Here is a 25092-nt window from a genome sequence, read left to right on the forward strand (position 1 = left end):
TTTCCATCCCACACGTCACTTTGAAGTGACGACACAGGCGCTGTGCAGATCCGTCAAATACCTGTGCCGTCTGATAGGTTGGTCAAAACCGTTAGGCTTGCTCTGACGCGCCAGATACGAATTTCGCGCTGAAATTCGCCTCACCCAAACGCTTCAGCAGGTTCAATTGAGTGTCCAACCAGTCTTTGTGACCTTCTTCTTCCAGAAGGATACGTTCGAACAGAGTACGCGAGCCGACATCCCCGACCTCGGCAGCCTGCAGCGCGGCTTTGGTGTAGAAATCAACGGCCTCGGTTTCATCCTTCAGATCCGCAGCGAACATCTCTTCCAAAGAACCCGCGGCCGCCGGAGTTTTCTGAAACTCAAGTTCAGGAACGCCACCAAGGAACAGAATTCGCTCGATGAAGGCGTCAGAATGCCCAATCTCCTCTTGCATCTCACCGCGCATCTTTTCGGCGAGAATGTCGAGGCCCCAATCTTCTAGCACATGGGCGTGCAGCTGATACTGATGCGCCGCTGTCAGTTCCATATGCAGTGCTTGTTGGAGGTTGGTGATGGTTGTTGCGTTGCTCATCGGAAATCTCCTGAATCTCTGAACTGTATCCAAGGCACGAAGCAGAAACTTCGCATCCTCATACAGTTAAGAGGTCAGCCCCCACAAAACAACGTGGGGGTGACAGACCGACACAGCGGGGGATTACACCAGACGCGAGGTGTCTTTTGCAGCGCGCACAAAATCGCGGAACAGCGGGTGCGGGTCAAAAGGCTTGGACTTCAGTTCCGGGTGGTACTGAACGCCGATGAACCAAGGGTGGTCCGACCATTCCACGATTTCGGGCAAACGACCGTCCGGCGACATGCCTGAAAAGTTCAAACCGGCTTTCTCAAGTTGTTCGCGATACTTGATGTCGACCTCATAGCGGTGACGGTGGCGTTCCTCGATCTGGGTGCTGCCATAGACACCGGCAACCTTGGATCCTTCGGCGAGAACCGCGTTATAAGCGCCCAAGCGCATGGTGCCGCCTTTGTCGTCGCCGACCTTGCGTTCAACCTTGTGGTTGCCCTGCACCCATTCTTTCAGGTGGTAAACAACTGGCTCGAAACGTTTTTTTCCGGCCTCGTGGTCGAACTCCTCTGAACCCGCCTCGGTGATGCCAGCAGCATTCCGTGCCGCTTCGATCACCGCCATCTGCATGCCCAAACAAATGCCCAGATAGGGGACCTTGTGTTCGCGCGCATACTGAGCAGCCTTGATCTTGCCTTCGGTGCCGCGTTCGCCAAATCCGCCGGGTACGAGGATCGCGTGGAAGCCTTCCAGATGCGGTGCTGCGTCTTCTGTGTCGAATACCTCGGCATCGACCCACTCGATTTTCACCTTGACCCGGTTGGCCATGCCACCATGGGTCAGAGCCTCAGCAATCGACTTATAGGCATCCTCGAGCTGAGTGTATTTGCCGACGATGGCAACTTTGACTTCGCCTTCGGCATTGTGGATGCGGTCACTAACGTCTTCCCATTTAGCCAGATCGGGTTTCGGGGCAGGGCTGATCTGGAACGCGTCCAGAACCGCCTGATCCAGACCTTCCCGGTGATAAGCCAGCGGTGCATCATAGATGGTGCTCAGGTCTTGCGCCGCAATCACGCTGTCAGGGCGGACGTTACAGAACAGCGCCAGTTTCTCGCGTTCCTTGGTCGGGATCGGGCCTTCAGAGCGGCAGACCAGAATATCGGGTGCCAGACCAATCGAGCGCAGCTCTTTCACCGAGTGCTGAGTCGGCTTGGTTTTCAACTCACCCGACGCTTTGATGTAGGGCAGCAGTGTCAGGTGCATAAAGATACACTGGCCGCGCGGCTTGTCCTGGCTGAACTGACGGATTGCTTCAAAAAAGGGCAGGCCCTCGATGTCGCCGACGGTGCCGCCGATCTCACAGAGCATGAAATCGACCTCATCTTCGCCAATTGAAATGAAATCCTTGATCTCATTGGTGACGTGAGGGATCACCTGAATTGTTTTGCCCAGGTAATCACCACGGCGCTCTTTCTCGAGCACATTCGAATAAATGCGCCCCGAGCTTACCGAGTCGGTCTTACGGGCCGCCACGCCAGTGAAACGTTCATAATGCCCAAGGTCCAGATCGGTTTCAGCCCCATCGTCAGTGACAAAAACCTCGCCGTGTTCAAAAGGCGACATCGTGCCTGGGTCGACGTTCAGATAGGGGTCAAGCTTGCGCAGGCGAACGGAGTACCCTCGCGCCTGCAACAGCGATCCCAAAGCCGCCGAAGCCAGTCCTTTGCCCAAGGACGAAACCACACCACCAGTGATGAAAATAAAACGCGCCATAGTTTTTCGGCTGCTCCCGTGAGACGTCAAAATCAGCTGCCCGGCGGTTCCGAAAAACCGCTGCATCACGGGACTTCACGTATAAAGGATTCGCGCCAAAAGCGCAAGAGAACCGCAAGATGCTGTTGCAGTCCTCTTTTAGGTTTCTAGGTTTTGTGGATCAGTCCGCTTGCGGGATCAGTGGCGCGTTGTCGCCCTGTGCCGGCGGCAGAAGATCATCTGCCGACGGAATCGCCGGAGTGCTTTCTTCGGTGGAAGCCGGAGCCGGAACGCCCAGGCGATCAATCACTGAGCTGCCCGAGGATTTCTGTGCAGCCAGAATGGTCAGTGTGATCGAGGTCACGATAAAGCAAGCGGCCAGAATCCAGGTCAGCTTGCCCAGCGCGGTTGCCGCTGCGCGGCCCGTCATGGCGCCACCACCACCGCCACCCATGCCAAGGCCACCGCCTTCGGACCGCTGCATCAGAACAACGGCAATCAGGCCCAAGGCCAACAGAAGGTGGATGATGAGAACGACGTTTTCCATGGTGGTCCTGTACAGCGTGGCGTGTATCGCGTGGTACTTATGCAAGTTTGTCCGCGGGGGCAAGTCAGGAGTTGGCATCACGACGTGTGATATACCATATCACGGCAAAGGGACTGGACAGAACGCTGATGAGTGACGCAGGCTGCGGCCCATGCCACATGACGATCACGACCACCCGCACGCCCTGTTACCGCCGGAACCCGCACTGCGCGTCAAAGCGCTTGAAACGATTCTGACCCGCAAAGGGCTGATCGATCCGGCAGCGTTGGACGAAATCATCGACACGTATCAAAACAAGATTGGCCCTCAGAATGGCGCGCGCGTCGTTGCCAAAGCGTGGAGCGACCCGGCTTTCAAGGCGGCCCTGCTGGAAGATGCCACACCTGTTGTGGCGGATCTTGGCTATTACGGTCGACAGGGCGAACACATGGTTGTTGTCGAGAACACGCCAGCCCAACACAACATGGTCGTCTGTACCTTGTGCAGCTGTTACCCATGGCCGTTATTGGGTATCCCGCCCGGCTGGTACAAGTCGGATGCCTACCGCGCCCGCGCCGTGCGCGAACCGCGCAAGGTGCTGGCCGAATTCGACGTCACTTTGCCCGAGGGCACATCTGTGCGGGTCTGGGATTCGACTGCCGAGATTCGCTACCTCGTCCTGCCCATGCGCCCCGAAGGCACAGATGGGATGAGTGAAGACGAACTTGCCTCACTGGTGACACGTGACAGCATGATCGGTACCGGCTTTCCCAGGGTGGCCTCATGACTCGCGTTCACGACATGGGTGGCCGTTTTGGGGATGGGCCGATAAATCCCAAAGCAGAGGATGCACCTGTCTTTGCCGAGGACTGGCACGCGCGAGCCTTGGCGGTGACGCTTGCCTCTGGGTTTCTGGGGCAATGGAACATCGATGTGTCCCGCCATGCGCGCGAACGCCTCTCACCCAAGGATTACACGCGGTTTTCGTATTATGAGAAGTGGATATCGGGCCTGGCCGACCTATTGATCGAGAGCGGAGTATTGACCCTTGAAGATCTGCGGGGTGGCGGGAACGACGAACCGCACCCGCTGGCAGAAAAGATGCTGAAAGCAGAGGCAGTGTCCGCAGCATTGGCCAAAGGTGGTCCCGCAGACAGACCCTCCAATGTCTCTGTGCGCTATTCAATTGGACAAGAGGTTGTCACGACCCGGCCCGCAGCAAATCGCTTTGTGGACGGTGGCCACACACGGTTGCCGATCTATGCGTCCGGCGCCAAGGGGCGCATCCTTCGCCTGCACGGCACACATGTTCTGCCCGATTCCAATGCGCATGGATTAGGCGAAGCGCCTGAACCGATCTATGCGGTGGCGTTCCCGGCATCCGAGCTTTGGGCCAGTCCGGAGCATCCCGACGACGAAGTGGTGCTGGATCTCTGGCAAAGCTATTTGGAGCCCACATGAACAACTGTGTCACCCATACGGCCCCAGAGCCCGTTTTTGACCAACCCTGGCACGCGCAAGTCTTTGCCGTCACAGTCGCGCTGAACGAGGCGGGCCGTTTCGCGTGGTCCGACTGGGCGGCCCGTTTCGCGGACACATTAAAGCGAAATGGAATTGCCCGGGACCTGGATGGTGGCGACGATTATTTCCAGGCGTGGTTGGAAACCCTTGAGGATTTGCTTGCCGATCAGGGCGCCGCGCCACCACAGGATGTAAAAGCGCTGCACCGGGCTTGGGAGGACGCGTACTTGACAACGCCGCATGGGCAACCTGTGCATCTACGCTGACAAAAATTGGGGGCTCTGCCCCCGCCGCCCGTTCCGGGCGACTCCCCCGAGGTATTTTGAGCAGATGAAGTAGGGGATCCGTTCTTCATCTGGCCGAAAATACCTCCGCCGGAGGCATCGCGCACCCGCGCGATTATCATCTGCGGCGAAATATCGGTTTCCCTGCCGTCTGAGCCCCGCTATACGAGCCGGGTTTGATTACTCAGCACGAAAAGGACCGGATATGGCCAACGTGGTTGTTGTCGGCGCTCAATGGGGCGACGAAGGAAAAGGCAAGATTGTCGACTGGCTCAGCGAACGGGCGGACGTGATCGCGCGTTTTCAGGGCGGGCATAATGCCGGCCATACGCTGGTGATCGATGGCGAAGTCTACAAGCTGCACGCGCTGCCCTCGGGCGTTGTGCGCGGCGGCAAGCTGAGCGTGATCGGCAATGGTGTCGTGTTGGACCCCTGGCATCTGGTCAAGGAAATCGCGACCATCCGCGCACAGGGTGTGGAGATTACTCCTGAGACACTGATGATTGCTGAGAACACTCCGTTGATTCTGCCGATCCACGGAGAGTTGGACCGTGCGCGTGAAGAAGCGGCCAGCAAGGGCACAAAGATTGGGACCACTGGGCGCGGAATTGGGCCCGCCTACGAAGACAAGGTCGGGCGTCGTTCCGTACGCGTCGCCGATCTGGCGGACGAAGCAACCCTTGAAGCCCGCGTGGATCGTGCCTTGCAGCATCATGACCCGTTGCGCAAAGGTCTGGGGATCGAGCCGGTTGATCGTGATGCACTGATCACTCAGTTGAAAGAGATCGCGCAGGAGATTTTGCCTTTTGCGGCTCCGGTTTGGAAAGTGCTGAATGAAAAGCGTAAAGCTGGCAAGCGCATCTTATTCGAAGGGGCGCAAGGTGCCCTACTTGACATCGATTTCGGCACTTATCCTTTCGTGACCTCGTCCAACGTGATCGCGGGTCAGGCCGCAACGGGCGTTGGGATTGGGCCGGGTTCGATTGATTTCGTGTTGGGTATTGTAAAAGCGTACACCACACGGGTCGGCGAAGGACCGTTCCCGACCGAGCTGGAAGATGCGGATGGTCAGCGCCTTGGTGAGCGCGGCCATGAGTTCGGAACGACGACAGGCCGCAAACGCCGCTGTGGCTGGTTTGACGCTTGCTTGGTAAAACAAACTTGCGCGACCAGCGGAGTAAACGGCATCTCGTTGACCAAGTTGGATGTTCTGGACGGGTTTGAAACACTGAAAATCTGTACCGGGTATGATCTGGACGGCGAACGTTTGGATTACCTCCCAACTGCGGCTGACCAGCAGGCGCGCTGCACCCCGATTTACGAAGAAATGCCGGGCTGGAGCGAGTCGACGGAAGGCGCGCGCAGTTGGGCTGATCTGCCCGCCAATGCGATCAAGTACGTACGACGGGTCGAAGAGCTGATAGAATGCCCCGTAGCGCTTTTGTCCACCAGCCCGGAGCGGGACGACACCATTCTGGTGACCGACCCGTTTGCAGACTGATGGCCGAAGAAAACAAACCAGGCCTGAGTTATAAGGCGCGCCGCCGGTGGTCGTTGGTAATCCTTGTAATTGGTCTGCCACTCTACATTGTGGCTGTGGTGACAGTTGTGAACTGGCTGGATCGCCCCCCGATTTGGGTGGAGCTTTTGGTCTACGTCGTCCTGGGCGTTCTTTGGGCTTTGCCGTTCAAGTTCATCTTTCGCGGTGTCGGGAAAGAAGACCCCGATCAGTCCTGAGCCACTTGAGATGTCGGCGCTTGGTTTGGCCAGCTGAGCACTGCGCGTGCAAACGCGCGGTACTCACTTGTAAATTCCTTGGCCATGCTGAACGGTGTAGGCCAAGGGGTCGTCAGCGTCGCCTCGACCTGACCTGGTACAAGAGTTAGCTCTGCGTCGTGTTTCGCGGCCAGGCGTCTCATTTTTTGGTTGGTCGCAAGGCAAAGCATGTGAACTTCCCTGATCCCTCGGTTCTGAGCGATTGTAATCAGACGTGACAACAAGGCATCGCCAATCCCCTGATCTTGCCAGGCTTTCTCGACGGTAAATGCGGCCTCGGCGACGTGGTGCCTATGATCAGGTATCAAACGCAATTCGCCCACGCCTCGAAGGCACGAATCTGGGAAGGCTCCGAATATGAATGCTGCATCTGCAAGAATGTCGGAGAGATAGTTTTGCAGCCCCTGCGACGGAACATGTGTGCCAAAGCGCGAATATAGTGCCTCATCATCCAAGCTGTTGAAATGGCTTTCTATCAAGGCCTGGTCGTATTTTCGAAGTCGTCGAATCATGATGTCTTGCATAACAATACCTCTGTCTGAAACGGGTGTCATGACGAGATTTCTGCCGTGAGATTACACCAGAATTCTGCGACGCAGCATAAATTTTTAAGCATTTCCACTAACAGGAGTTTTTTCCGCCGCGCTTTGCCAAGACTGCAACAAAAAAGGGCCGGGAATTACCCGACCCTTTGTCTTTTGATGTTGTTGCAGTTAGCCGACTGCGCGCTCGTCATCTGGGCGGAAACCGATCAGATTGGAGGCCGCGAACCGGCCACCACCAGCCTTTTCGATTTTCCCATCGCGCAGCAGTTGGCCAAACGACCGCAGGCTTTCTTCGCGATTGAACTCGTCCTGCTTCAAAGAGCGGACTTTGTTCATCAGTTGCGGGCGCGAGAACTGTTCCTGGCCTTCGATGAAGGAAAGATAAGCTGCTGCTGCTTCCAACAGATCGGGCAGTGATTGTGCGCCTTGATCCTGTGCAAACTGCGCAAAGCCGCTTTCTTCCGATCCGGTATCTTCTAGATCCGAAGTGACGCGACGAGGCATGACAGGACCAGTTGGTTCGCTTTGATCGTCCACGCGCTGTTCGGCAACCAGTTTCAGCGGGGCCGGAGCGTCTGCTTCAGGGCGCGCGCTTGTAACCTTCACTTGGGGGCGGCGGGGGCTGACAACGGATTCCAGATCGCCGCGATACTCGGCGTCCTTCGAATGTGTAGCGGCTTCGTCGTCAAGCTCTGCTTCTGTCGCGGCAACCGCTGTGCGCAGGTGCGAATAAGTTTCACGCGCGTCGCTGCTTGAAGGATCTTCCATGTGCTCGCCGGTTTTGGCCATTAAGCGAAGGACATCCTGTTCGGGATCAACATCATCAGTCAGTTTTTGGCTCGAGCGTTCAGAAAACTCAGATTCGATCTCGGAAATCTCGCTCAGCAGGTTCTCTTCATCTTCTGCGGTCAGCAACCCATGCGTCTGAGTGTCCTGATCATCCTGGGCAGTTTCGACCGTCACATCCTCGACGTTAAGGATGTTTGGAACGTCCTCTTCTTCGAGTTCTTCCTCGATATCTTCTTCCAGCTCCGCAAAGAGGGGTTCGGCAGGAAGTTTCGCCGCTTCGGGAGCGTCTTCAAGGTCATCGGCTTGCACGTGCTCGGGGGTCATGGGCACATGCATTTCTTCGGTTTCCGCAGTTTGCTCTTCTGATTCAACAGTTGGGACTTCTGCTGCTTCAGCTTCTTCCGTCTCGTCAGACGTTGTTGGCGCTTCGGCTGAAAGGTCATCTGTCTCTTCTGCGTCAGCCTCATCGATAAAAGGCTGCTGCGGCTCCTCAGGCATTGGCGCCGCAGGTTCGGCAAAATCTTCTGCTTTCAATGCACCAGCTTCAAAAGCTGCGGCTACTGCGTCCACAGGGGGGGTGGAACTTGCCAGCAGAGATGTGTCTTCGTCTTCGGAATATGCTGAAGGAGGAACATCCGAATGAGAGACAACTGCGCGAATGCGCTGCAGCTTGGCCGAGATGCTGTCAGCCGCTGGAGCAGGGGGTTCTCCGACTGGTTCCGCATCGGCAAGTCCGGCTGGGGCCGGGTTGGGTGGCTCGTGAGTGGGGGTGTGTGCCATGGTCATTGCGCCGGCTTGCGGGGCTAGCTCCTGACGGGGGGTCTCAGGTGTCTGTGTGGCGCGCAAAAGAAGTCCGGATTCGTTCTGGCTGGCTTCCACCCGTTGGGACGCATCGCGTCTGGCAATGCGTGTCAGCATCTCGGCATCAGGTTGAGGGGGTTCAGAGCCGAAATAGCGGTCATCTGCTGCAAGATCGCGAAAATACTCGGCGATGGCTTTCATCGTCTCAAAGGAATCGTCAAATCCTTCCAAAGTGCAGGAGAAGGTTCCATAAGAAACGGTCAATACCTTGTTATTCTGTACCATCAGACGCACGTCCTTTACAAACTACGAGAGCCAGCTTACCCGGAATCGGGAGCACACACTGGCTCGGAACTTTCTGCATGAACCTATCATTTTGTGGTCTTAATGTGTCCAAATCCGGGAAAAATGGCCAATCTTAATAAAAACGAGATCATTGTACGCTCGATTGATCCAATTGGTCTGTTCGGAGGGGGATTTGTCGGTGCCGAGGACCTGAATCTGGTGCTGAATCGCGTCAAATCGGTTGTGGCCGCTGATGGTGGTGCAAAGGTTTTGACAGAATCAGGTCATATCCCGGATGCCGTTATCGGCGATTTCGATTCGCTGAGCGCGTCGACACAGGCAAAAATACCGACCGAGCGTCTATTCCCGATCCGCGAGCAGGATAGTACGGACTTCGATAAAGCGTTGCGCAGCACGCAATGTCCGCTGATTTTGGGTGCGGGGTTTCTGGGGGGGCGGCTGGATCATCAATTGGCCGTATTGAATACCCTGGTTAGGCGACAAGATCAGGCGTGTATTCTGTTGGGCGAACATGAAGTGGTTTTTCACGCACCGCCACACATCCGTCTGCCAGTTGATCCCGGCGACGTGGTTTCGCTGTTTCCTTTGCGCCCGGTTACAGGGCGCAGCACCGGGTTGGAATGGCCAATCGACGGGTTGAAATTCGATCCAGCAGGTCAAGTGGGCACATCGAACCGCGCGCTGGCAGAGGTCGAGTTGCATATGGACGGGCCGGGACTATTGATCATGATCCCGCGTTCTGCGTTGGATCCACTTATGCAGGTGTTTCTGTCGGAGCAGACCGGGCAGTGGCCCGCTCGCGAAGAATGACATAGAGCCCGGCAGCGATTGTTATCGTAATGCCAAGCGCGGCAAGCCCGTCAGGCAGGTCGCTGAAGATGACCCAGCCGATTAGGGTTGCAACAGGGATTTCCAGGTACTGCATCGGTGCCAGCGTGGCTGAGGGCGCATAACGCAACGACCAGGTCATCAGCAGGTGTGCAACGGTTCCCAAGACCCCGATCGCAATCAACAGCCAGTACATGTCCGGGGCAGGCAGGGTCACAGAAATCTCCCACACATCCAGATGCGTTCCGATCACCAGAACCGGGGCCAGTACCAGAGTCGCAAGAACACCTGATACCGCCTGTAACGACACAGGGTCTGTCTCTTTGGCGATTTGCCGTGTGACCAGCATAAAAAGAGCAAACACAACAGCGACGATAAGGGGCAGCAGTGCAGGTGCGCCAACCTCGGCAAAGCTGGGTTGGATGACTAGAAGCGTGCCGATGAAACCTACGATGCAGGCGATCAGACGGCGTGCGCCAACCTCTTCACCCAGAACAAACTTGCCCAGCAACAACATGATAAACGGCATAACAAAGGCGATTGCGATGGCATCCGCCAGAGGCAGGAACTGCAACGCGCTGAACATTGCGGTGATGCCAATGATGTGCAGAAACGTGCGGATTATCGTCAGTCGCAGGATGCGGCCACGCATCCGCCAAGGTCTGCCGGTCAGTGCAACCAGAGGGATCAGGATCAGGGCCTGAACTGCAAAGCGGACCGTTACCAGCAACCCCAGTGGGGTGGTCTCGCCCAACAGTTTGGCCATCGAGTCGCCCAATGGGGCAAGCAGGCAAAAGCCAAGCATTAAGACAATGCCAAAAACGGGACGATCCTGAGTCATGTCCGCGACGCTAGCCGTTTCACGGTACAGTGGAAAGGCTGGATGTTAGTCTTTCGGCAAAGGCTGAACCTTGGTGTAATCTGGCCCTACGCAGGTGGGTAAACCGTCATCAAGGTGCAGCCAGCTCAGCTTTTCTTCATGGGAAACATGCAGCGTGGGCTGCAGGTCATCAGGCACCTCTAATGTCGCCACGTACAGATGCAGCACATCCGACATCTTGGCCGAACGGAACGAGATCGGTGTACCGCAATGCGGGCAAAAGCTGCGCTCAACTCCGGGTGAGGAGTTAAAGCGCTTGGGTTCTTCCCCGGTCCAGCGCCATTGGCCGTCGCGGACGGCGAAGTAGGTGGTCATCGGGGCGGCGCATTGGCGACGGCAACTGTCGCAGTGACATGTCACGCAAGACAATGGCGAAGAGTCGACTTCGTATTTGATTGCGCCGCACAGGCAATGTCCACGCATTACGACCCCCACATTATTTTGCGATCAGCAGTTTGGCACGTTCACCGCCAATCCACCAAGCGAGGTTTCCTTATACTTCTCGTGCATGTCATGACCCGTCTGGCGCATGGTCTCGATTACCGAATCCAATGGCACGAAATGTTCGCCATCCCCACGCAGGGATAATGACGCGGCGGACACTGCCTTGATGGCTCCCAATCCGTTGCGTTCGATACAAGGCACCTGAACTAGACCCGCAACGGGATCGCATGTCATGCCCAGGTGATGTTCCAGAGCAATCTCGGCGGCGTTCTCTACCTGTTCAGGTGTTCCGCCCATCACGGCACAGAGCCCAGCAGCGGCCATGGCAGACGCGCTGCCGACCTCGGCCTGACATCCTGCTTCAGCGCCTGAGATCGAGGCATTGAATTTGACCAGCCCGCCTATCGCAGCAGCGGTCAGCAGGAAATCTTCGATATGGCTTTCCGAAGCGCCAGGCACGTGATCCAGATAATAGCGCAGCACCGCAGGTAGAACGCCGGCCGCGCCGTTGGTAGGGGCCGTTACAACCTGCCCACCGGCAGCGTTCTCTTCGTTGACCGCCATCGCGTAGACGCTCATCCAGTCGTTGATTGTGTGTGGGGCGGTCAGGTTCATACCACGTTCAGCCATTAGAGCATCATAAATGCCCTTGGCGCGACGACGTACTTTCAACCCACCCGGAAGGATACCGTCTGTGGCTAATCCCCGTTCGATGCAGGCGTTCATGACCTCCCAAAGACGGGCGGAGCCTCTGGCAAAGCTGTCGGCGCAACCCCGCGCGATTTCATTTTCACGCTTCATGTCAGCAATACTCTTGCCGCTGGATTTTGCCATCTCCAGCATCTCGGCCGCGGATTTGAAAGGGAACGGCACCGGAGCGCCTTCGTCGGTTGCTTTGCCCTCGGCCAGTTCTTCTTCGGTCAGGACAAATCCGCCGCCGATGGAATAGAACACCTGTCGCAGGATCACGTCACCCTGTGCGTCCGTTGCCATCAGAATCATGCCATTGGCGTGCCCGGGCAGGGTGTTGTCATAGTCGAAAACCAGATCGGCTTTGGGGTCAAACTGTAGGGTTGGCAACCCTTCAGGGGTGACCGTATGCGTGCTGGCAATATCTGCCAAAGCAGCCTCGGCTTTGTTGTTGTCATAGGTGTCCGGTACAAAACCGGCCAAACCCAGGATTGTCGCCCGGTCGGTCGCGTGGCCGACACCGGTAAAGGCCAACGAGCCGTGCAGCGACCCTTTAAGACCGGAAAATTCAAACGGCGAGGCACGCATCATATCAAGGAAGCGCGCAGCAGCCACCATGGGTCCCATGGTGTGGGAGGAGGACGGGCCGATGCCCACTTTGAACATATCGAAGACAGAGAGAAACATATCAGATAGCTGAGCCTTCTGGAGGGGTTGGGTGAACAGGGGAGGTGAACGGGTTGGCCCCAAGACCTTCGGCCAAAATGGCCGAGCGGGTCGCCGGGCGTGTTTCAAGCTTCATTAACAGCGTTTGCAGGCAAGGCGTGTCTGTCAGTTGATACCAGCTTCGGTCTGTCATAGCAGGGTAAAGCGCCATCCAGCGCATCATGCACGCGACATAGTAGGTCAGAACGGAAGGGTGATCTGCACAGAACCAACCCGGCGCGCTTTTGGCCATTGCGTCCAGCAATTGAAGGTGACGTCTCAGGCGAGGATGTGTAGCGGCCCGCAATTTGTCGGCCTGCCGTGGGTCGATGTATTTCTCGGCATAAAACACGATACGCAGATCGGCGTGAAGCGTGTTGGACGCAAAGAACAACCACTTCAGAAAGCCTGCGCGTTCCGGGTCATCTTTTGCAGGGGCCAGCTGGCCATGTTGTTCGGATAGCCAAAGCAGGATGGCCGCTGTTTCAAAGATTGGCCCTTGCAGCGTTTCCAACACTGGGATTTGACCGTTGGGATTGAGTGCCCGAAAGGCTGTACTGTCCTGCGCATTCTGGCGCCGATCCACCAGGACCGTGTCAAAAGGCGCACCTATCTCTTCTAGCACCAGGCGGATTACCAGCGAGGCGTTATCAGGGGTATAGTGCAGGCGGTAGGGCTTCGACATGGCGGCAACTTATAGCTCAAAGATGGTCTTGTAAGACATGATTGCGACGTTTCCGATAGGAAACGCGTAGTACTTTGGTATCTTTGAGTTCGCTGGGTCACAAATTGGGGTCGCAGTCACCCGAGGCTTTCCCTATAACTTCGGCAGGCCAACTTTGGAAAGCTGCCATGACCGGAGATCTATCGCCCATCGACACTGCAAAATACGTGGCCGCGTGCCGTGCGGCCGAGATGGTCGAAGACGGAATGCGTGTGGGCCTGGGAACGGGATCTACAGCCGCTTGGTTGGTACGCCGCTTGGGTGAGCGCGTACGAGGCGAAGGCTTGCAGATCAAGGGCGTGCCCACGTCGACCCGAACGGCCCAGCTTGCACGTGAGGTTGGAATCGAGGTCATTTCCCTGGATCAGGCCGGATGGTTGGACTTGACCATTGACGGCGCAGATGAGTTTGACGCGGACCTGAACTTGATCAAAGGCGGCGGTGGTGCACATCTTCAGGAAAAGATTGTCGCCACGGCCAGCGATCAGATGGTCGTCATCGCAGACGCCGGAAAAGAAGTTGAAACACTGGGCGCTTTCCCGCTGCCGGTCGAGGTGGTTCCCTTTGGCTGGCAAACCACGCGGACGCTGATCGAAGAAGCGCTGGACACAATGGATGTTCTGGGGACCACCTCTGCGCTGCGCATGAACGGTCAGGCCCCTTTTGTAACCGATGAAGGAAACCACATTCTGGATCTGCACCTGCAACGCATCGGCAATCCGCGCCAGATGGCGCTGATCCTGAATCAGGTGCCGGGTGTGGTGGAAAATGGTCTGTTCGTCGATATCTGCGACAAGGTCGTTCTGGGCCACGGAGATGGCAGGGTCGAACTGCGGGACATCAATGCAGGTACCATCCAACTGGACCAGTTGTTGAGCGGATCCCGCGATAACCTGTTTTCCGATGTTTCGGACTAAGTTTGATGCTCTTATCTCCGACAAGCGCCCGTGAATGTTTGAATTTTCTGTGCCCAGGGGTTGGCGCCAGGGTTTTTGCGCCCAGATATCCAGAGGATTTTGCAAGTTGAACGAAGGAAACCGGCATGAGCTTTGACTATGATCTTTTTGTCATCGGCGGAGGCTCGGGGGGGGTCCGTGCTGCGCGTGTGGCGGCGGGTGAAACCGGTGCCAAAGTCGCGCTCGCCGAAGAAGACCGCTATGGCGGCACCTGCGTGATCCGGGGCTGTGTGCCCAAGAAGCTGATGGTCTTTGCCAGCGAATACTCGGGCATGGTGGGTGATGCACAAGCTTATGGCTGGGACATTCAACCCGGTGCATTCAACTGGAATACCTTCCACGGCAAGTTGGTGACGGAACTGGATCGGCTGGAAGGTATCTATCGTAACATCCTGAAAAACAACGGAGTGGAAAGCTTTGATCAGCGCGCTCGTCTTGTGGATGCGCACACAGTCGAATTGACTGATGGTACCCAAAAAACCGCTAAGCATATTCTGATCGCCACGGGTGGCCGTCCGGTCGTGCCTGATTTCCCGGGATCAGACCTGGCGATCACCTCGAACGAGATTTTCCACCTGGACAAGTTGCCTGAAAGCATCCTGATCGTCGGCGGTGGCTATATCGCCAGCGAGTTTGCCGGGATCATGAATGGGCTGGGCGTCAAGACCACCCAGTTCTATCGCGGCGCGCAAATCCTGCGCGGCTTTGATGAAGAAGCGCGCGGGTTGATCTGTGAAGAGATGCGCCAGAACGGAATAGACGTGCGACTGGGCACCAACGTGCTGGAAATGACCAAAGACGGGGACCAGATCCGCGTCAAGGCGACCGATGGCACCGAGGATCGTTTTGACGTCGTTATGTACGCCACGGGCCGTGCGCCAAATGCCGATAACCTTGGGCTGGAAGACCTGGGCGTTGAACGCGGTCGCAAGGGTGAGATTGTCGTAAATGAATACAGCCAGACCGCAGTGCCTTCGATTTACGCTATTGGTGACGTCACGGATCGGGTGAACCTGACACCGGTTGCGATCCGCGAGGGAATGGCTTTTGTAGAGACAGTCTTCAAAGGTAACCCGACACCTGTGGATCACGAACTGATCCCGACAGCGATCTTTACGCAGCCGGAATTCGGAACTGTTGGTCTGAGCGAAGAAGAGGCCGCGGCGCAAGAACCGATCGAAGTCTATGCCACGTCGTTTAAGCCGATGCAGAAATCGTTCGCGGGCGGAACGCAGCGGGTTCTGATGAAGATTCTGGTCAGTCAGGCCACACGCAAGGTTCTTGGCTGCCATATTGTCGCCCCCGGTGCTGGTGAGATGATCCAGCTTGCCGGAATCGCCGTAAAGATGGGGGCGACCAAAGAAGATTTTGACCGTACTGTCGCCGTGCATCCGGTGATGGCCGAAGAACTGGTGACAATGCGGCAACCTGTGCGCACGGCTTGATTTGCAACCGCGCGCACACAAGTTACAAAGGACGCCGTGATCACACGGTCAAACACAAGGGAACATGTACATATGGCGGGCAACAGCGGTGGCCCCTGGGGGGGCGGAGGCTCTTCCGGTGGCGGAGGAAATCGGGGAAATAACGGGGACGGGCGTCGCCCGCCCGAAGGCGATGGCCCGCAGATTCCCGAGATCGATGAGCTGATGAAGAAGGGCCAAGAGCAACTGCGCGTTCTGATGGGCGGTCGCGGCGGTTCGGGCAAAGGTGGCAGTGGCGGTCAAGGCGGCGGTGGTCCGGCCTTTACCAAGGGCACGATTGCAATTGGCGTTCTGGTCGCTGCAGGTCTTTGGGGTCTGGCGAGTTTCTACACCGTTAAACCGGAAGAACAGTCGGTTGAGTTGTTCTTGGGTGAATTCTCGGCCGTCGGTAATCCCGGTCTGAATTTTGCGCCCTGGCCGTTTGTTACCGCTGAGGTCATTCCGGTGACACGCGAACAGAACGAAGACATGGGCGGTGCCCGTGGCAGTGATGACGGCCTGATGTTGACCGGTGACGAAAACGTCGTCGATATCGATTATCAAGTGGTCTGGAACATCAATGATCCTGCCAAATTCCTGTTCAATCTGCGCGATCCACGCCAAACCATTCGCGCCGTGTCGGAATCTGCGATGCGTGAGATTATCGCGCAGAGCGAACTGGCACCGATTCTGAACCGGGATCGTGGTATTATCGCCGACCGCCTGCAGGAACTGATTCAGGCAACGATGGACAGCTACGACTCGGGCGTGAACATCGTTCGTGTGAACTTTGACAAGGCTGACCCGCCGCAAGACGTGATTGCTGCCTTCCGTGATGTTCAGGCCGCTGCTCAGGAACGTGACCGCTTGCAGAATGTTGCGGACGCCTACGCGAACCGTGTACTCGCCGAAGCCCGTGGTGAGGCTGCTCAGGTTCTGGAAGAGGCCGAAGCATACCGCGCCCAGCAGATCAACAGCGCACAGGGTGAGGCCAGCCGTTTCAGCGCGGTTCTGGAAGAATACTCTAAAGCGCCAGATGTGACCCGCAAGCGCCTGTATCTGGAACGGATGGAGCAGGTTCTGGGTGACGTGGACAAAATCATTCTGGATGAGAACTCTACTGGTCAGGGGCAGGGGGTTGTACCCTATCTGCCGCTCAATGAGCTTCGCCGCAATTCCGGACAGGAGAGCAACTGATGCGTAAAACGACATTTATCCTGCCGGTCGTCTTTCTCGCGATTGTTGGCGTTTTATCTTCGATTTTCATCGTGGATGAACGCGAGCGGGCACTGGTTCTGCAATTTGGCCGGGTTGTCACGGTCAAGGAAGAGCCTGGTCTGGCGTTCAAAATCCCGTTGATCCAGGAAGTGGTGCGTTACGACGACCGCATCCTTTCTATCGATGTGCAGCCGCTTGAAGTAACACCTCTGGATGATCGGCGTTTGGTGGTTGACGCTTTTGCCCGCTACCGGATTTCAGATCTGGAGCAGTTCCGTCAAGCCGTTGGTGTTGGTGGCATTCCGGTTGCCGAAGATCGTCTGGACCGCATTTTGCGTGCTGAAACCCGCGAAGTTCTGGGTTCGGTATCCTCGCGCGACATCCTTAGCTCGGACCGTGCGGCGCTTATGCTGCGCATCCGTAACAGCGCCATCGCCGAGGCGCGAGCGCTGGGCGTCAATGTGATCGACGTGCGCCTGAAAGCGACTGATCTGCCGCAAGCCAACCTTGAGGCAACCTTCGACCGGATGAAGGCGGAACGGGAACGTGAAGCAACCGACGAACGCGCCCGCGGTAACGAAGCGGCGCAGCGTGTTCGCGCCCAAGCCGACCGGACCGTGGTTGAACTGGTCTCGGACGCCAATCGTGAAGCCGAAATCATTCGCGGTGAGGCCGATGCCGAACGCAACGCGATCTTCGCCGAAGCCTTTGGTAAAGACCCGGAATTCTTCGAGTTCTACCGCTCGCTGTCCGCCTATGAGCGTGCGCTGGGTGGCAGCAACAGCTCGATGGTGCTGAGCCCGGATTCCGAGTTCTTCAACTACTTGAAATCGCCCACAGGGCAGGCGACCCAGTAATGGGTATGATCCTTCTGGCTTTCGGGCTGGTGCTGATTGTCGAGGGGCTGGCCTATGCGCTGGCCCCTTCGCTTATCGAGCGTATGCTCGAAGCGTTCCGGTCAATACCTGAACAGGCGCGCCGTTTGATGGGGCTGCTATGCGTCATCAGCGGGTTGATCCTGCTTTGGGGCGCGCATCAACTGGGTTTTTGAGGCCAGAGCTTCACTTGGCGGTGATTTCCCCGCGATCCCGAGTTGCTAGCCCGACCAAACTGACTACATTGGTTGACAAGACAGACCGTGTACCGGCGGTTCTGGCAAGAATGTCAACAAGGAGAGCTCAAGTGCAGGCGAAAGCGCGCAGTGTATCCGTCCGGTGGGACGAAGTGAGTGTTTGGATGCGGCTGATGTGGCTGGCCTTTGCCGGTTCGCTGCTTTTGCTGGCGCAAACTGTTGCCGCACAGGCAAGGGGCGAAAGCCTGGCACCGTTGGCCGAAAAGATCAGCCCTGCGGTGGTGAATATCACCACGAGCACACTGATCGAAAACCAAACAGGGCCGCAGGGCATCGTGCCCGAAGGTTCCCCGTTCGAGGATTTCTTTCGCGAGTTTCAGGATAGAAACGGCGACGACGACAACGACGCTCCGCGCCGCAGCAACGCCTTGGGTTCGGGTTTCGTGATCTCGGAAGACGGGTTTATTGTCACCAACAACCATGTCATTGCCGAGGCCGATGAAATCCTTGTGGAATTCTTCCCGGGTGACGGTCAGCCCAGGAAAGAGCTGGTAGCCAAAGTCATCGGAACTGATGAGAAAACCGATATCGCTTTGCTCAAGGTCGAGGCGTCCGGTCCGTTGAAATATGTAACCTTCGGGGACAGCGATGTTGCGCGCGTGGGCGATTGGGTGATCGCCATGGGCAACCCGCTGGGGCAGGGCTTTTCCGTCTCGGCTGGTATCGTATCGGCCCGTAACCGGGAACTCAGCGGGTCTTATGACGACTACATTCAAACTGATGCCGCAATCAACCGAGGCAACTCGGGCGGTCCGCTTTTCAACATGGATGGTGAAGTGATAGGCGTGAACACTGCGATCCTGTCACCAAACGGTGGCTCAATCGGAATCGGTTTTTCGATGGCCTCGAACGTTGTTGTCAAAGTTGTTGATCAGTTGCGTGAGTTTGGCGAAACGCGCCGTGGGTGGTTGGGTGTGCGTATTCAGGACGTAACACCGGACATGGCCGAAGCCATGGGGCTTGAGAAGCCCGGCGGTGCCTTGATCAGCGATGTACCGGAAGGCCCGGCGAAAGAGGCGGGGCTGAAGGCCGGCGACGTGATCACCAGTTTTGATGGTGTCGAGGTCGAGGATACACGCGGTCTGGTTCGTCAGGTAGGCGAAACCGAAGTCGGAAAGGCCGTGCGCGTGATCGTGCACCGTGATGGCGGTACCCAGACTGTGCTGGTTACGTTGGGTCGTCGTGAAGACGCAGAACGTGCCGAAACCGGCGAACCGGAAGCTGAGGAGGCCCCGGTTGATGAGAATGCGGATATTCTGGGTCTTACCATCTCACCATTGACGGATACGTTGCGCGAAGATCTGGGCCTGGATGCGGATGCCGAAGGTCTGGTGATTTCTGACGTCGATCAGGCGTCCGAGGCTTATGCCAAGGGGTTGCGGGCTGGTGATCTGATCACCGAGGCAGGGCAGCAAAATGTGGAAACCATCGGAGATCTGGAGCAGCGGATGGAAGAATCGCGCGAAGCTGGCAGAAAGTCTTTGCTGCTATTGGTGCGCAGGGGCGGGGATCCACGGTTTGTGGCGCTGAGCCTGGAGGAATAAGAGCAAGGGGCCGGGATAAAATCCCGGCCTTTTTCGTTGTTCGCCCGGTATTGTGGGCAGGAACACCAGCAACAAAAAAATGAGCCATACGCAATAGTTGCGTATGGCTCAGATACAGGGAGAGGTCAGTGGACAGATATCGGGGATGATTCTCTGACCTCCTACGGTAACAACTTCACCCTAGGTCATGTTGGAACGTGGGTCTGTGAACAAGATCACACCGACTCAGATCAGGTCGGATTCGGCTAACTCACGTAATGCTGCAAAGTCCTGAATCAGCAATCCGCCGCGGGACGCTTCCACGACATTGTCACGTTTCCATCCAGAGATTGTTTTGGACACCGCTTCTCGCGTCGCCCCGACAAACTCGGCCAGTTCGCTTTGCGACAGCGTAATGCGTTCGGACGGGTTGTCCTGCAAACCAGACAGTTGCAGCAGCCTTCGCGCCAGTCGAATGGGCATGGGCAAAAAGACCTGCTCGTTCAACTGAGACCCCATGTACCGCATCCGCAATCCGGCCAGCCGGATTAAATCCTCTGCGAGATCAGGATGTCGCCGGATCTGTTTCAAGACGTCATTGCGGCGCACACGCAGAACGCGCGAGGCTTCGGCCGCAGCAATGGTTGCTGTGCGCGGGCCATTGTCGAACAGGGCTATTTCGCCAAAAACTTCGCCGGGGCGCATAAGAGTCAGGGTCAGCTTGCGCCCGCTCATGGCCAGAAAAGACACTTCAAGCGTGCCGTCTAATATTGCGTAGAGCGCGTCGCCCTCGTCGCCTTGTTCAAAAAGTGTGTCGCCTTGGGCCAGGGAAATTTCGGTCGCTTGAGCCGAAAGCATTTCTCTGAGCCCGTCGGAAGCTTCGGAAAGGAAGCCGCTGTTGGGGAAGGCCGTCATGTATGCACCGATCTTGGGCGAGGTGAGTGAGTGGGTAGTCACTCAATTTCACATAGCTCGGCTCATTATCCAAGAATTTTGTTTGTTTTGGCGGACCTGGCTGATGTGACGGGAGCTATTTCTGTTCCGGGTCCTCCATATAGTGCTGCAACATGCTGAATTGCAGCATCAGAAAAGCCATTAGGGCAATGGGAAAGCCAAAGGTCTCGATCTTGACCCACATGTCGGTAGACATCGTGCGCCAGACAAGTTCGTTTGCGGCGGCCAAAACAGCAAAACAGCCACACAGTCGGCGGGTCAGAATCATCCAGCCTTCCTGCTTCATTGGAAGCAGTTCTTCCAAAACATAGGCGAGATAAGATTTCTTTTGCAACAGGCCGACGCCCAGGATCAGGGCAAACAGGCCGTAGACCAGCGTGGTCTTCATCTTGAAGAACCGCTCGTCATTGAACCAAGCGGTGAGGCCACCGAAGAAAAGCACCATGAATGCGGTGAATATTTGCATCCGGCTGAGTTTGCCGGTCAGGTACCACAGGATTGCCATGGCGCCCAGCATCAGGGGGACAAAGATGATCGTTGCAACGATAAAGCCGGAATACTCGACGCCACCAATCAGAAAACTATCATCGCGCAGGCGCAGGTAGATGAAGAAGAAGGCCAATGGGGGGCCAAGCTCGAGCACCTGTTTGAGAAACGGGTTGATGTCTTTTTTGCCTGTCATCTGTATATCCTGCTGTTTACCCGCCCATTTCAACTATTACGGCACCAAGTGCAATCAATGCCATCAGGGCAATACGCCGGGGGCCGACGGTCTCCTTTAACACAAGCCAGCCGATCAATGCCGCAAAGACGGTTGAGGTCTCGCGGAGAACCGCGGCCTCGCCCACTTTATCCAACCGGGTGGCCAACATGATTGCTCCGAAAGACAACGGAGCGATCAGGCCTCCGGCCAGCCCGCGCAACATCAGGGGGCCGATAGCTGGGCGGTCAATCATGGCGCGCCATCTGAGAAAGGCATAGATGGGCATGGCTGCGCCATCAATCATGAAAAACCAGGCCAGAAAGGTGAACGGGTCGGCGGTGGCGCGAATGCCGTAGGCGTCATACGTGGTGTAAAGCGCCACAAAGAGGCCGGTGATGATCGCCAAGACCAGCGCGATACCCAGCGTGTCGCGGTTGGTTTCCAGAAATCGTAAGTTGTATGCGGCCAACCCGAATATGCCGGCAAGCAGGGTTGCCACGCCCAGCCACTGCACTGTCGTGAACGTCTCGCCGAACAACAGATATGCGCCGATGACGGTGAACAATGGCCCGGTTCCGCGCACGACCGGATAGACAACCGTGTAGGAGCCTTTGGTATACGCCATGGCCTGAAGCGTCTTGTAGGCGATATGAATCAGCCAGACGAGCGCGAAGATCGGCCACACATGCGGTTCGGGCCAGGGCACCACAAAGAAGGCAAAGGGCGCGGCCATTAGGCAGTAACTGGCATCAATGGCCCCACGAGACAGCCACGGATCATGACGCCCCTTTTGCAGAGCCCCAAACACGGCATGAAGGAAAGCCGCCATCAGGGCTAGTCCAAGCGCAAGCTGGTGGCCTGCTTCGGTCCCTTCCAATGAGATCAGCCAGTTACTCAAAGATGCCAACCTTTTGCTGGGCGGTGAGGCTGGGGGTTTTCCACCCCCAGACCCCCGAAGGTATTTTTAGCCAGATGAAGGGGCGGATCAGCCTTTGTCGAGACCGGTCAGGGCGGCGGCGAATTCTTCGGGGTCGAAGGGGGCGAGATCGTCGATCTGTTCGCCCACACCAATGGCGTGGATGGGCAGGCCGAATTTGTCCGCCAAAGCGACGAGTACGCCGCCTTTGGCGGTGCCATCCAATTTGGTCATGACCAATCCCGAAACGTCAGCCAGCTTGCGGAAAGTCTCCACCTGGCTCAGGGCGTTCTGTCCTGTTGTGGCGTCGAGGACCAGCAGGGTGTTGTGCGGCGCTGTGTCATCGACCTTGCGGATGACGCGGACAATCTTGGCCAGCTCTTCCATCAGGTCAGCACGGTTTTGCAAACGGCCTGCTGTGTCGATCATCAGCAGATCGGCACCTTCGGCCTGTGCGCGGGTCAGGGCATCGAACGCCAGACTGGCGGGGTCCGAGCCTTCTGGCGCGGTCAGCACAGGAACCCCGGCCCGATCGCCCCAGACTTGCAGTTGTTCAACGGCCGCGGCGCGGAAGGTGTCACCGGCGGCGATGACAACTTTCTTGCCCGCTTCTTTGAACTGGCTGGCCAGTTTGCCGATGGTCGTGGTCTTGCCCGAGCCGTTGACGCCGACCACCAGCACCACTTGCGGGCGTTTGGGATAGATCGGCAGGGGCTTGGCTACCGGCTCCATCACGCGGGCCACCTCTTGTGCCAGCAATTGCTTGATTTCACGTGTTGAAAGTTTGCGGCCAAAGCGGCCCTCGGCCATGTTCGAGGTGACGCGCAAGGCCGTGTCGACACCCATGTCAGAGGCGATCAGCAGCTCTTCGAGTTGCTCCAGCATGTCGTCATCGAGTGTGCGGCGTATTTCCGTTGTGGTGCCACCGCGATTGAACAGGCGGTTCAGGATGCCTTTGGATTCCGGTATCTCGGGTGGAGGCGCGACCGGCGTGGGATCGGCAGGGATTGGGGCGGGCGGCTCAACAGGTTGTGGCACCGGCGCGGGTTCCGGAACCTCGGGGACCGGTTGCGGTTCGGGCTTTGGTTCGGGGATCACCGGGTCAGGCGCGGTCGTTTCCTCGCCGCCATCTTCGACGATGGCTTCCAGCCCCTCTTCCAGGCGAGAGGAGGATTTGAACAGCTTATCCTTTAGCTTTGAGAAAAACGCCATGTAGTGTCTCCGCAGGTGTTCCCTTCACCTAATGCGGATTTGCGGCAGTTGCAAAGGGTCACGCGAATGCAAGGACAAAACCAAGCTGTGCGCCCCAATAAAGGGGCCAGACCAAATAGGGCGTTGCCTTGAGGGCCGGATGGCTTGGTGGCAGCAGGAACTTTTCAGTCGCAAGGACCAGATCGGACGCGATGAAGGCGATGGCGGCGGGAAAAGCCCACCGCAAAGCGCCCGTGTCCGGCAGTGCCAGAACAGTGATACCCATCCCAAGGATGATGGGGATATAGGCCAGAACAGGCCCTTTCAGATCACCGGCGTGGGGTGCAAGTGTCGTGGCCATGATGATGCCCAGAATGACGAGAGACCATACCGTTGCGGGCGCGTTCCAGATTAGGCCAGCGTTACTGGTCGGGTAGGTCATGAACAGCGTGATGTAAGCCAGATGTCCGCCGGCAAAGGCGGCAATGCCCGACATAAACGTGGCATCCGTTTCGCGCGATAACAGTGCGTCGCCCGTTGCGCATAAGATGAGCGCCAAAACCAGCAACCAGGGTCCGCCATTCAAAAAGGCGATCATGGTCAAGGCTGCCACGGAAGCGGTTTTCAATACCGTGCGCAAGGCTGAGGCCGGGCGCGCTGTCAGCGGCAAATAGCCAAGGGCACAGCCGAGAGCGATCCAAAAGAGTACGTTGGTCATGGGTCCCCCGACAGTTTCCAAACGACTTCATCCGAGGTGAATATTGAAATCAAGCGCTTACGTTGAGTTAAGGGAACTGTGATGAACCCAGAGGCAAAGGGTGAATGGCACAGCTTAAGCGCTTCTGGCAGAATGTACTTATGCTTAGATACTGGATGATTCTCGCAGGCTTTGCTGCGCAATCCGTTGCGGCCCAGACCCCGTTGTCTGGACCGGAATTCGATAGCTACACGCAGGGCAAAACTCTGTTCTACGGGTTCGAGGGTCAGGTATACGGGGTTGAACGGTATCTGCCGAACCGGCGTGTGATCTGGTCTTTTCTGGATGGCAATTGCAAAGAAGGCGTCTGGTATCAAAGGGACGAGCAGATCTGCTTTGTCTACGAAGACAGACTCGACCCTCAATGCTGGGTTTTTACGCAATCTGGCGGCGGTCTGGTTGCGCAGTTTGAAGGCAACCCGGAGGCGACGGAGTTATATGAGGCCGAAGAACTTGGCGAGGAAATGGTGTGCTATGGGCCTGAGGTTGGTGTGTGATCAGGGCACGCGCAGGTCTTCACAACTGATCATCACATGGTTCTGATAGGCACACCTTTCCGCCAGTGTCTCATAATACCGGCGCAGGTTTGGGAGCGCTGCGCGGGATATGTCGATATCGTAATAGCGATACAGAACGTGCCCCAGCTGAATGTCGGCCAAGGTCAGGTCGGTGCCGCACAGGAAGGCGTGTTGGGACAGTTGAGCGTCTGCAAGTGTCAGCTTGTTTTCCAAAGTGGTCACAGCTTGTTCGATTGCCTGCTGGTCCTGTTCCGCCTTTGGGATTCGGGTAACCTGCCAAAACACGGGCACGGTGAATGCCATCGCGACGTTAATCTTGGCCCATTCCGCCCATTTATCGACTTCGGTCTGGTGCACCGGATCGCGGGGCCAAAACCTTTGAGTCCCGTATGAATTGGCTAGGTAGCGGAGAATTGCACCGGTTTCCCAGAGGGGCGGATGGTCGCCATCGCGTATGACAGGGATGGTTCTGTTTGGGTTCAATTGATGGAATTCATCAGTGTCCAACCCTCCGAACCTGTGTCCCAGATCGTGGCGGCGGCAATCCAACCCCAACTCACCGACACACCACATCAGGGCCTGAACATTCGATGACGTTTTACGGCCCCAGATGGTCAGCATG

At 56.9% G+C, this 25092-nt stretch carries 28 protein-coding genes; 13 read left to right on the forward strand and 15 right to left on the reverse strand.

The features are described from left to right. Positions 1-91: 91 nt before the first annotated feature. The 3 genes from I9187_RS05725 to secG all read right to left on the reverse strand — a co-directional run bounded on the left by I9187_RS05725 (position 92) and on the right by secG (position 2867). Entirely contained in the window at positions 92-574 is a 483-nt protein-coding gene (locus tag I9187_RS05725; RefSeq protein ID WP_171174805.1) for a bacterioferritin, read from the reverse strand. A gap of 123 nt (positions 575-697) precedes the next feature. Next, the gene (locus I9187_RS05730) at positions 698-2341 is read right to left on the reverse strand and encodes a CTP synthase (RefSeq protein ID WP_171174802.1); all 1644 of its coding nucleotides are present in this window, start codon (positions 2339-2341) and stop codon (positions 698-700) included. Between the two features lie 160 nt (positions 2342-2501). Next, positions 2502-2867 carry a preprotein translocase subunit SecG gene (secG, locus tag I9187_RS05735; protein ID WP_171174800.1) on the reverse strand — a complete coding sequence of 122 codons (366 nt, stop codon included), beginning with the start codon at positions 2865-2867 and terminating at the stop codon, positions 2502-2504. A 151-nt stretch (positions 2868-3018) separates the two neighbouring features. Between secG and nthA the strand changes: the two genes are divergently transcribed. The 5 genes from nthA (at position 3019) to I9187_RS05760 (ending at position 6388) form a co-directional block, all read left to right on the forward strand. Then, positions 3019-3633, forward strand: a complete 615-nt coding sequence (gene nthA / locus I9187_RS05740) for a nitrile hydratase subunit alpha (protein WP_171174798.1) — start codon at positions 3019-3021, stop codon at positions 3631-3633. Continuing rightward, on the forward strand, positions 3630-4307 hold the full coding sequence (nthB, locus tag I9187_RS05745; RefSeq protein ID WP_171174796.1) for a nitrile hydratase subunit beta: 678 nt from the start codon (positions 3630-3632) through the stop codon (positions 4305-4307). Before nthA ends, nthB begins: the two co-directional genes overlap by 4 nt. After that, the gene (locus I9187_RS05750; RefSeq protein ID WP_171174794.1) at positions 4304-4633 is read left to right on the forward strand and encodes a nitrile hydratase accessory protein; all 330 of its coding nucleotides are present in this window, start codon (positions 4304-4306) and stop codon (positions 4631-4633) included. The genes nthB and I9187_RS05750 overlap by 4 nt, the downstream gene beginning before the upstream one ends. Before the next feature lie 223 nt (positions 4634-4856). Next, positions 4857-6152 (forward strand): adenylosuccinate synthase, encoded by a 1296-nt coding sequence (locus tag I9187_RS05755; RefSeq protein WP_171174792.1) that lies wholly within the window; start codon positions 4857-4859, stop codon positions 6150-6152. Further along, the gene (locus tag I9187_RS05760) at positions 6152-6388 is read left to right on the forward strand and encodes a DUF2842 domain-containing protein (protein WP_171174790.1); all 237 of its coding nucleotides are present in this window, start codon (positions 6152-6154) and stop codon (positions 6386-6388) included. Before I9187_RS05755 ends, I9187_RS05760 begins: the two co-directional genes overlap by 1 nt. Here I9187_RS05760 and I9187_RS05765 read toward each other — a convergent pair. Both I9187_RS05765 and I9187_RS05770 read right to left on the reverse strand, forming a co-directional pair. Next, the gene (locus tag I9187_RS05765; RefSeq protein WP_171174788.1) at positions 6379-6951 is read right to left on the reverse strand and encodes a GNAT family N-acetyltransferase; all 573 of its coding nucleotides are present in this window, start codon (positions 6949-6951) and stop codon (positions 6379-6381) included. The two genes, I9187_RS05760 and I9187_RS05765, sit on opposite strands and share 10 nt — an antisense overlap. 189 nt (positions 6952-7140) lie before the next feature. Continuing rightward, entirely contained in the window at positions 7141-8847 is a 1707-nt protein-coding gene (locus I9187_RS05770; RefSeq protein WP_171174786.1) for a hypothetical protein, read from the reverse strand. A 123-nt stretch (positions 8848-8970) separates the two neighbouring features. On the opposite strand from I9187_RS05770, the gene I9187_RS05775 reads away from it, so the two are divergent. Beyond that, complete coding sequence (locus I9187_RS05775) at positions 8971-9678, forward strand: thiamine diphosphokinase (RefSeq protein ID WP_171174784.1); 708 nt, start codon at positions 8971-8973, stop codon at positions 9676-9678. On the opposite strand, the gene I9187_RS05780 is transcribed toward I9187_RS05775, so the two are convergent. From I9187_RS05780 to I9187_RS05795, 4 genes are read right to left on the reverse strand one after another with little or no spacing between them, the layout of a single operon-like run. Beyond that, positions 9623-10537, reverse strand: coding sequence for a DMT family transporter (locus tag I9187_RS05780; RefSeq protein WP_171174782.1), 915 nt, complete (start codon positions 10535-10537; stop codon positions 9623-9625). The two genes, I9187_RS05775 and I9187_RS05780, sit on opposite strands and share 56 nt — an antisense overlap. A 45-nt stretch (positions 10538-10582) precedes the next feature. Next, positions 10583-10999 (reverse strand): GFA family protein, encoded by a 417-nt coding sequence (locus I9187_RS05785; protein WP_171174780.1) that lies wholly within the window; start codon positions 10997-10999, stop codon positions 10583-10585. Positions 11000-11023: 24 nt separating this feature from the next. Next, the gene (locus I9187_RS05790; protein ID WP_171174778.1) at positions 11024-12397 is read right to left on the reverse strand and encodes an L-serine ammonia-lyase; all 1374 of its coding nucleotides are present in this window, start codon (positions 12395-12397) and stop codon (positions 11024-11026) included. A 1-nt stretch (position 12398) separates the two neighbouring features. Beyond that, on the reverse strand, positions 12399-13100 hold the full coding sequence (locus I9187_RS05795; protein ID WP_171174776.1) for a glutathione S-transferase family protein: 702 nt from the start codon (positions 13098-13100) through the stop codon (positions 12399-12401). Between the two features lie 167 nt (positions 13101-13267). Here I9187_RS05795 and rpiA point away from each other — a divergent pair, with 167 nt between their 5' ends. The 6 genes from rpiA to I9187_RS05825 all read left to right on the forward strand — a co-directional run bounded on the left by rpiA (position 13268) and on the right by I9187_RS05825 (position 19452). Beyond that, positions 13268-14056, forward strand: coding sequence for a ribose-5-phosphate isomerase RpiA (gene rpiA, locus I9187_RS05800; RefSeq protein ID WP_171174774.1), 789 nt, complete (start codon positions 13268-13270; stop codon positions 14054-14056). Between the two features lie 125 nt (positions 14057-14181). Next, complete coding sequence (gene gor / locus I9187_RS05805; protein WP_171174772.1) at positions 14182-15540, forward strand: glutathione-disulfide reductase; 1359 nt, start codon at positions 14182-14184, stop codon at positions 15538-15540. Between the two features lie 72 nt (positions 15541-15612). Continuing rightward, a complete protein-coding gene (gene hflK / locus I9187_RS05810; RefSeq protein ID WP_171174770.1) occupies positions 15613-16755 on the forward strand; it encodes an FtsH protease activity modulator HflK in 1143 nt (380 codons plus the stop codon). Then, on the forward strand, positions 16755-17633 hold the full coding sequence (gene hflC, locus I9187_RS05815) for a protease modulator HflC (RefSeq protein ID WP_171174768.1): 879 nt from the start codon (positions 16755-16757) through the stop codon (positions 17631-17633). The genes hflK and hflC overlap by 1 nt, the downstream gene beginning before the upstream one ends. Next, positions 17633-17827, forward strand: coding sequence for a DUF2065 domain-containing protein (locus I9187_RS05820; RefSeq protein ID WP_171174766.1), 195 nt, complete (start codon positions 17633-17635; stop codon positions 17825-17827). The genes hflC and I9187_RS05820 overlap by 1 nt, the downstream gene beginning before the upstream one ends. A 110-nt stretch (positions 17828-17937) precedes the next feature. Then, a complete protein-coding gene (locus tag I9187_RS05825) occupies positions 17938-19452 on the forward strand; it encodes a Do family serine endopeptidase (protein WP_209940108.1) in 1515 nt (504 codons plus the stop codon). 225 nt (positions 19453-19677) lie between these two features. Here the strand turns inward: I9187_RS05825 and I9187_RS05830 are convergent, their stop codons facing one another. The 5 genes from I9187_RS05830 to I9187_RS05850 all read right to left on the reverse strand — a co-directional run bounded on the left by I9187_RS05830 (position 19678) and on the right by I9187_RS05850 (position 23913). Further along, positions 19678-20346, reverse strand: a complete 669-nt coding sequence (locus I9187_RS05830; RefSeq protein ID WP_171176201.1) for a Crp/Fnr family transcriptional regulator — start codon at positions 20344-20346, stop codon at positions 19678-19680. Positions 20347-20461: 115 nt separating this feature from the next. Further along, on the reverse strand, positions 20462-21067 hold the full coding sequence (locus I9187_RS05835; RefSeq protein ID WP_171174762.1) for an inner membrane-spanning protein YciB: 606 nt from the start codon (positions 21065-21067) through the stop codon (positions 20462-20464). A gap of 16 nt (positions 21068-21083) precedes the next feature. Beyond that, positions 21084-21986, reverse strand: a complete 903-nt coding sequence (locus I9187_RS05840) for a DMT family transporter (RefSeq protein WP_209940109.1) — start codon at positions 21984-21986, stop codon at positions 21084-21086. Positions 21987-22073: 87 nt separating this feature from the next. Continuing rightward, complete coding sequence (gene ftsY, locus I9187_RS05845; RefSeq protein ID WP_171174758.1) at positions 22074-23216, reverse strand: signal recognition particle-docking protein FtsY; 1143 nt, start codon at positions 23214-23216, stop codon at positions 22074-22076. Positions 23217-23274: 58 nt separating this feature from the next. Further along, a complete protein-coding gene (locus I9187_RS05850) occupies positions 23275-23913 on the reverse strand; it encodes a lysoplasmalogenase (RefSeq protein WP_171174756.1) in 639 nt (212 codons plus the stop codon). Positions 23914-24068: 155 nt separating this feature from the next. Between I9187_RS05850 and I9187_RS05855 the strand changes: the two genes are divergently transcribed. Further along, positions 24069-24449 (forward strand): hypothetical protein, encoded by a 381-nt coding sequence (locus I9187_RS05855; RefSeq protein ID WP_171176199.1) that lies wholly within the window; start codon positions 24069-24071, stop codon positions 24447-24449. Here I9187_RS05855 and I9187_RS05860 read toward each other — a convergent pair whose 3' ends face one another. Next, positions 24450-25091: a glutathione S-transferase family protein gene (locus I9187_RS05860; RefSeq protein WP_171234023.1), complete on the reverse strand. Its 642-nt coding sequence runs from the start codon at positions 25089-25091 to the stop codon at positions 24450-24452. Position 25092 lies beyond the last annotated feature (1 nt).

This window comes from Ruegeria sp. HKCCE4148 (genome assembly GCF_017872495.1).
GTDB lineage: Bacteria > Pseudomonadota > Alphaproteobacteria > Rhodobacterales > Rhodobacteraceae > Ruegeria.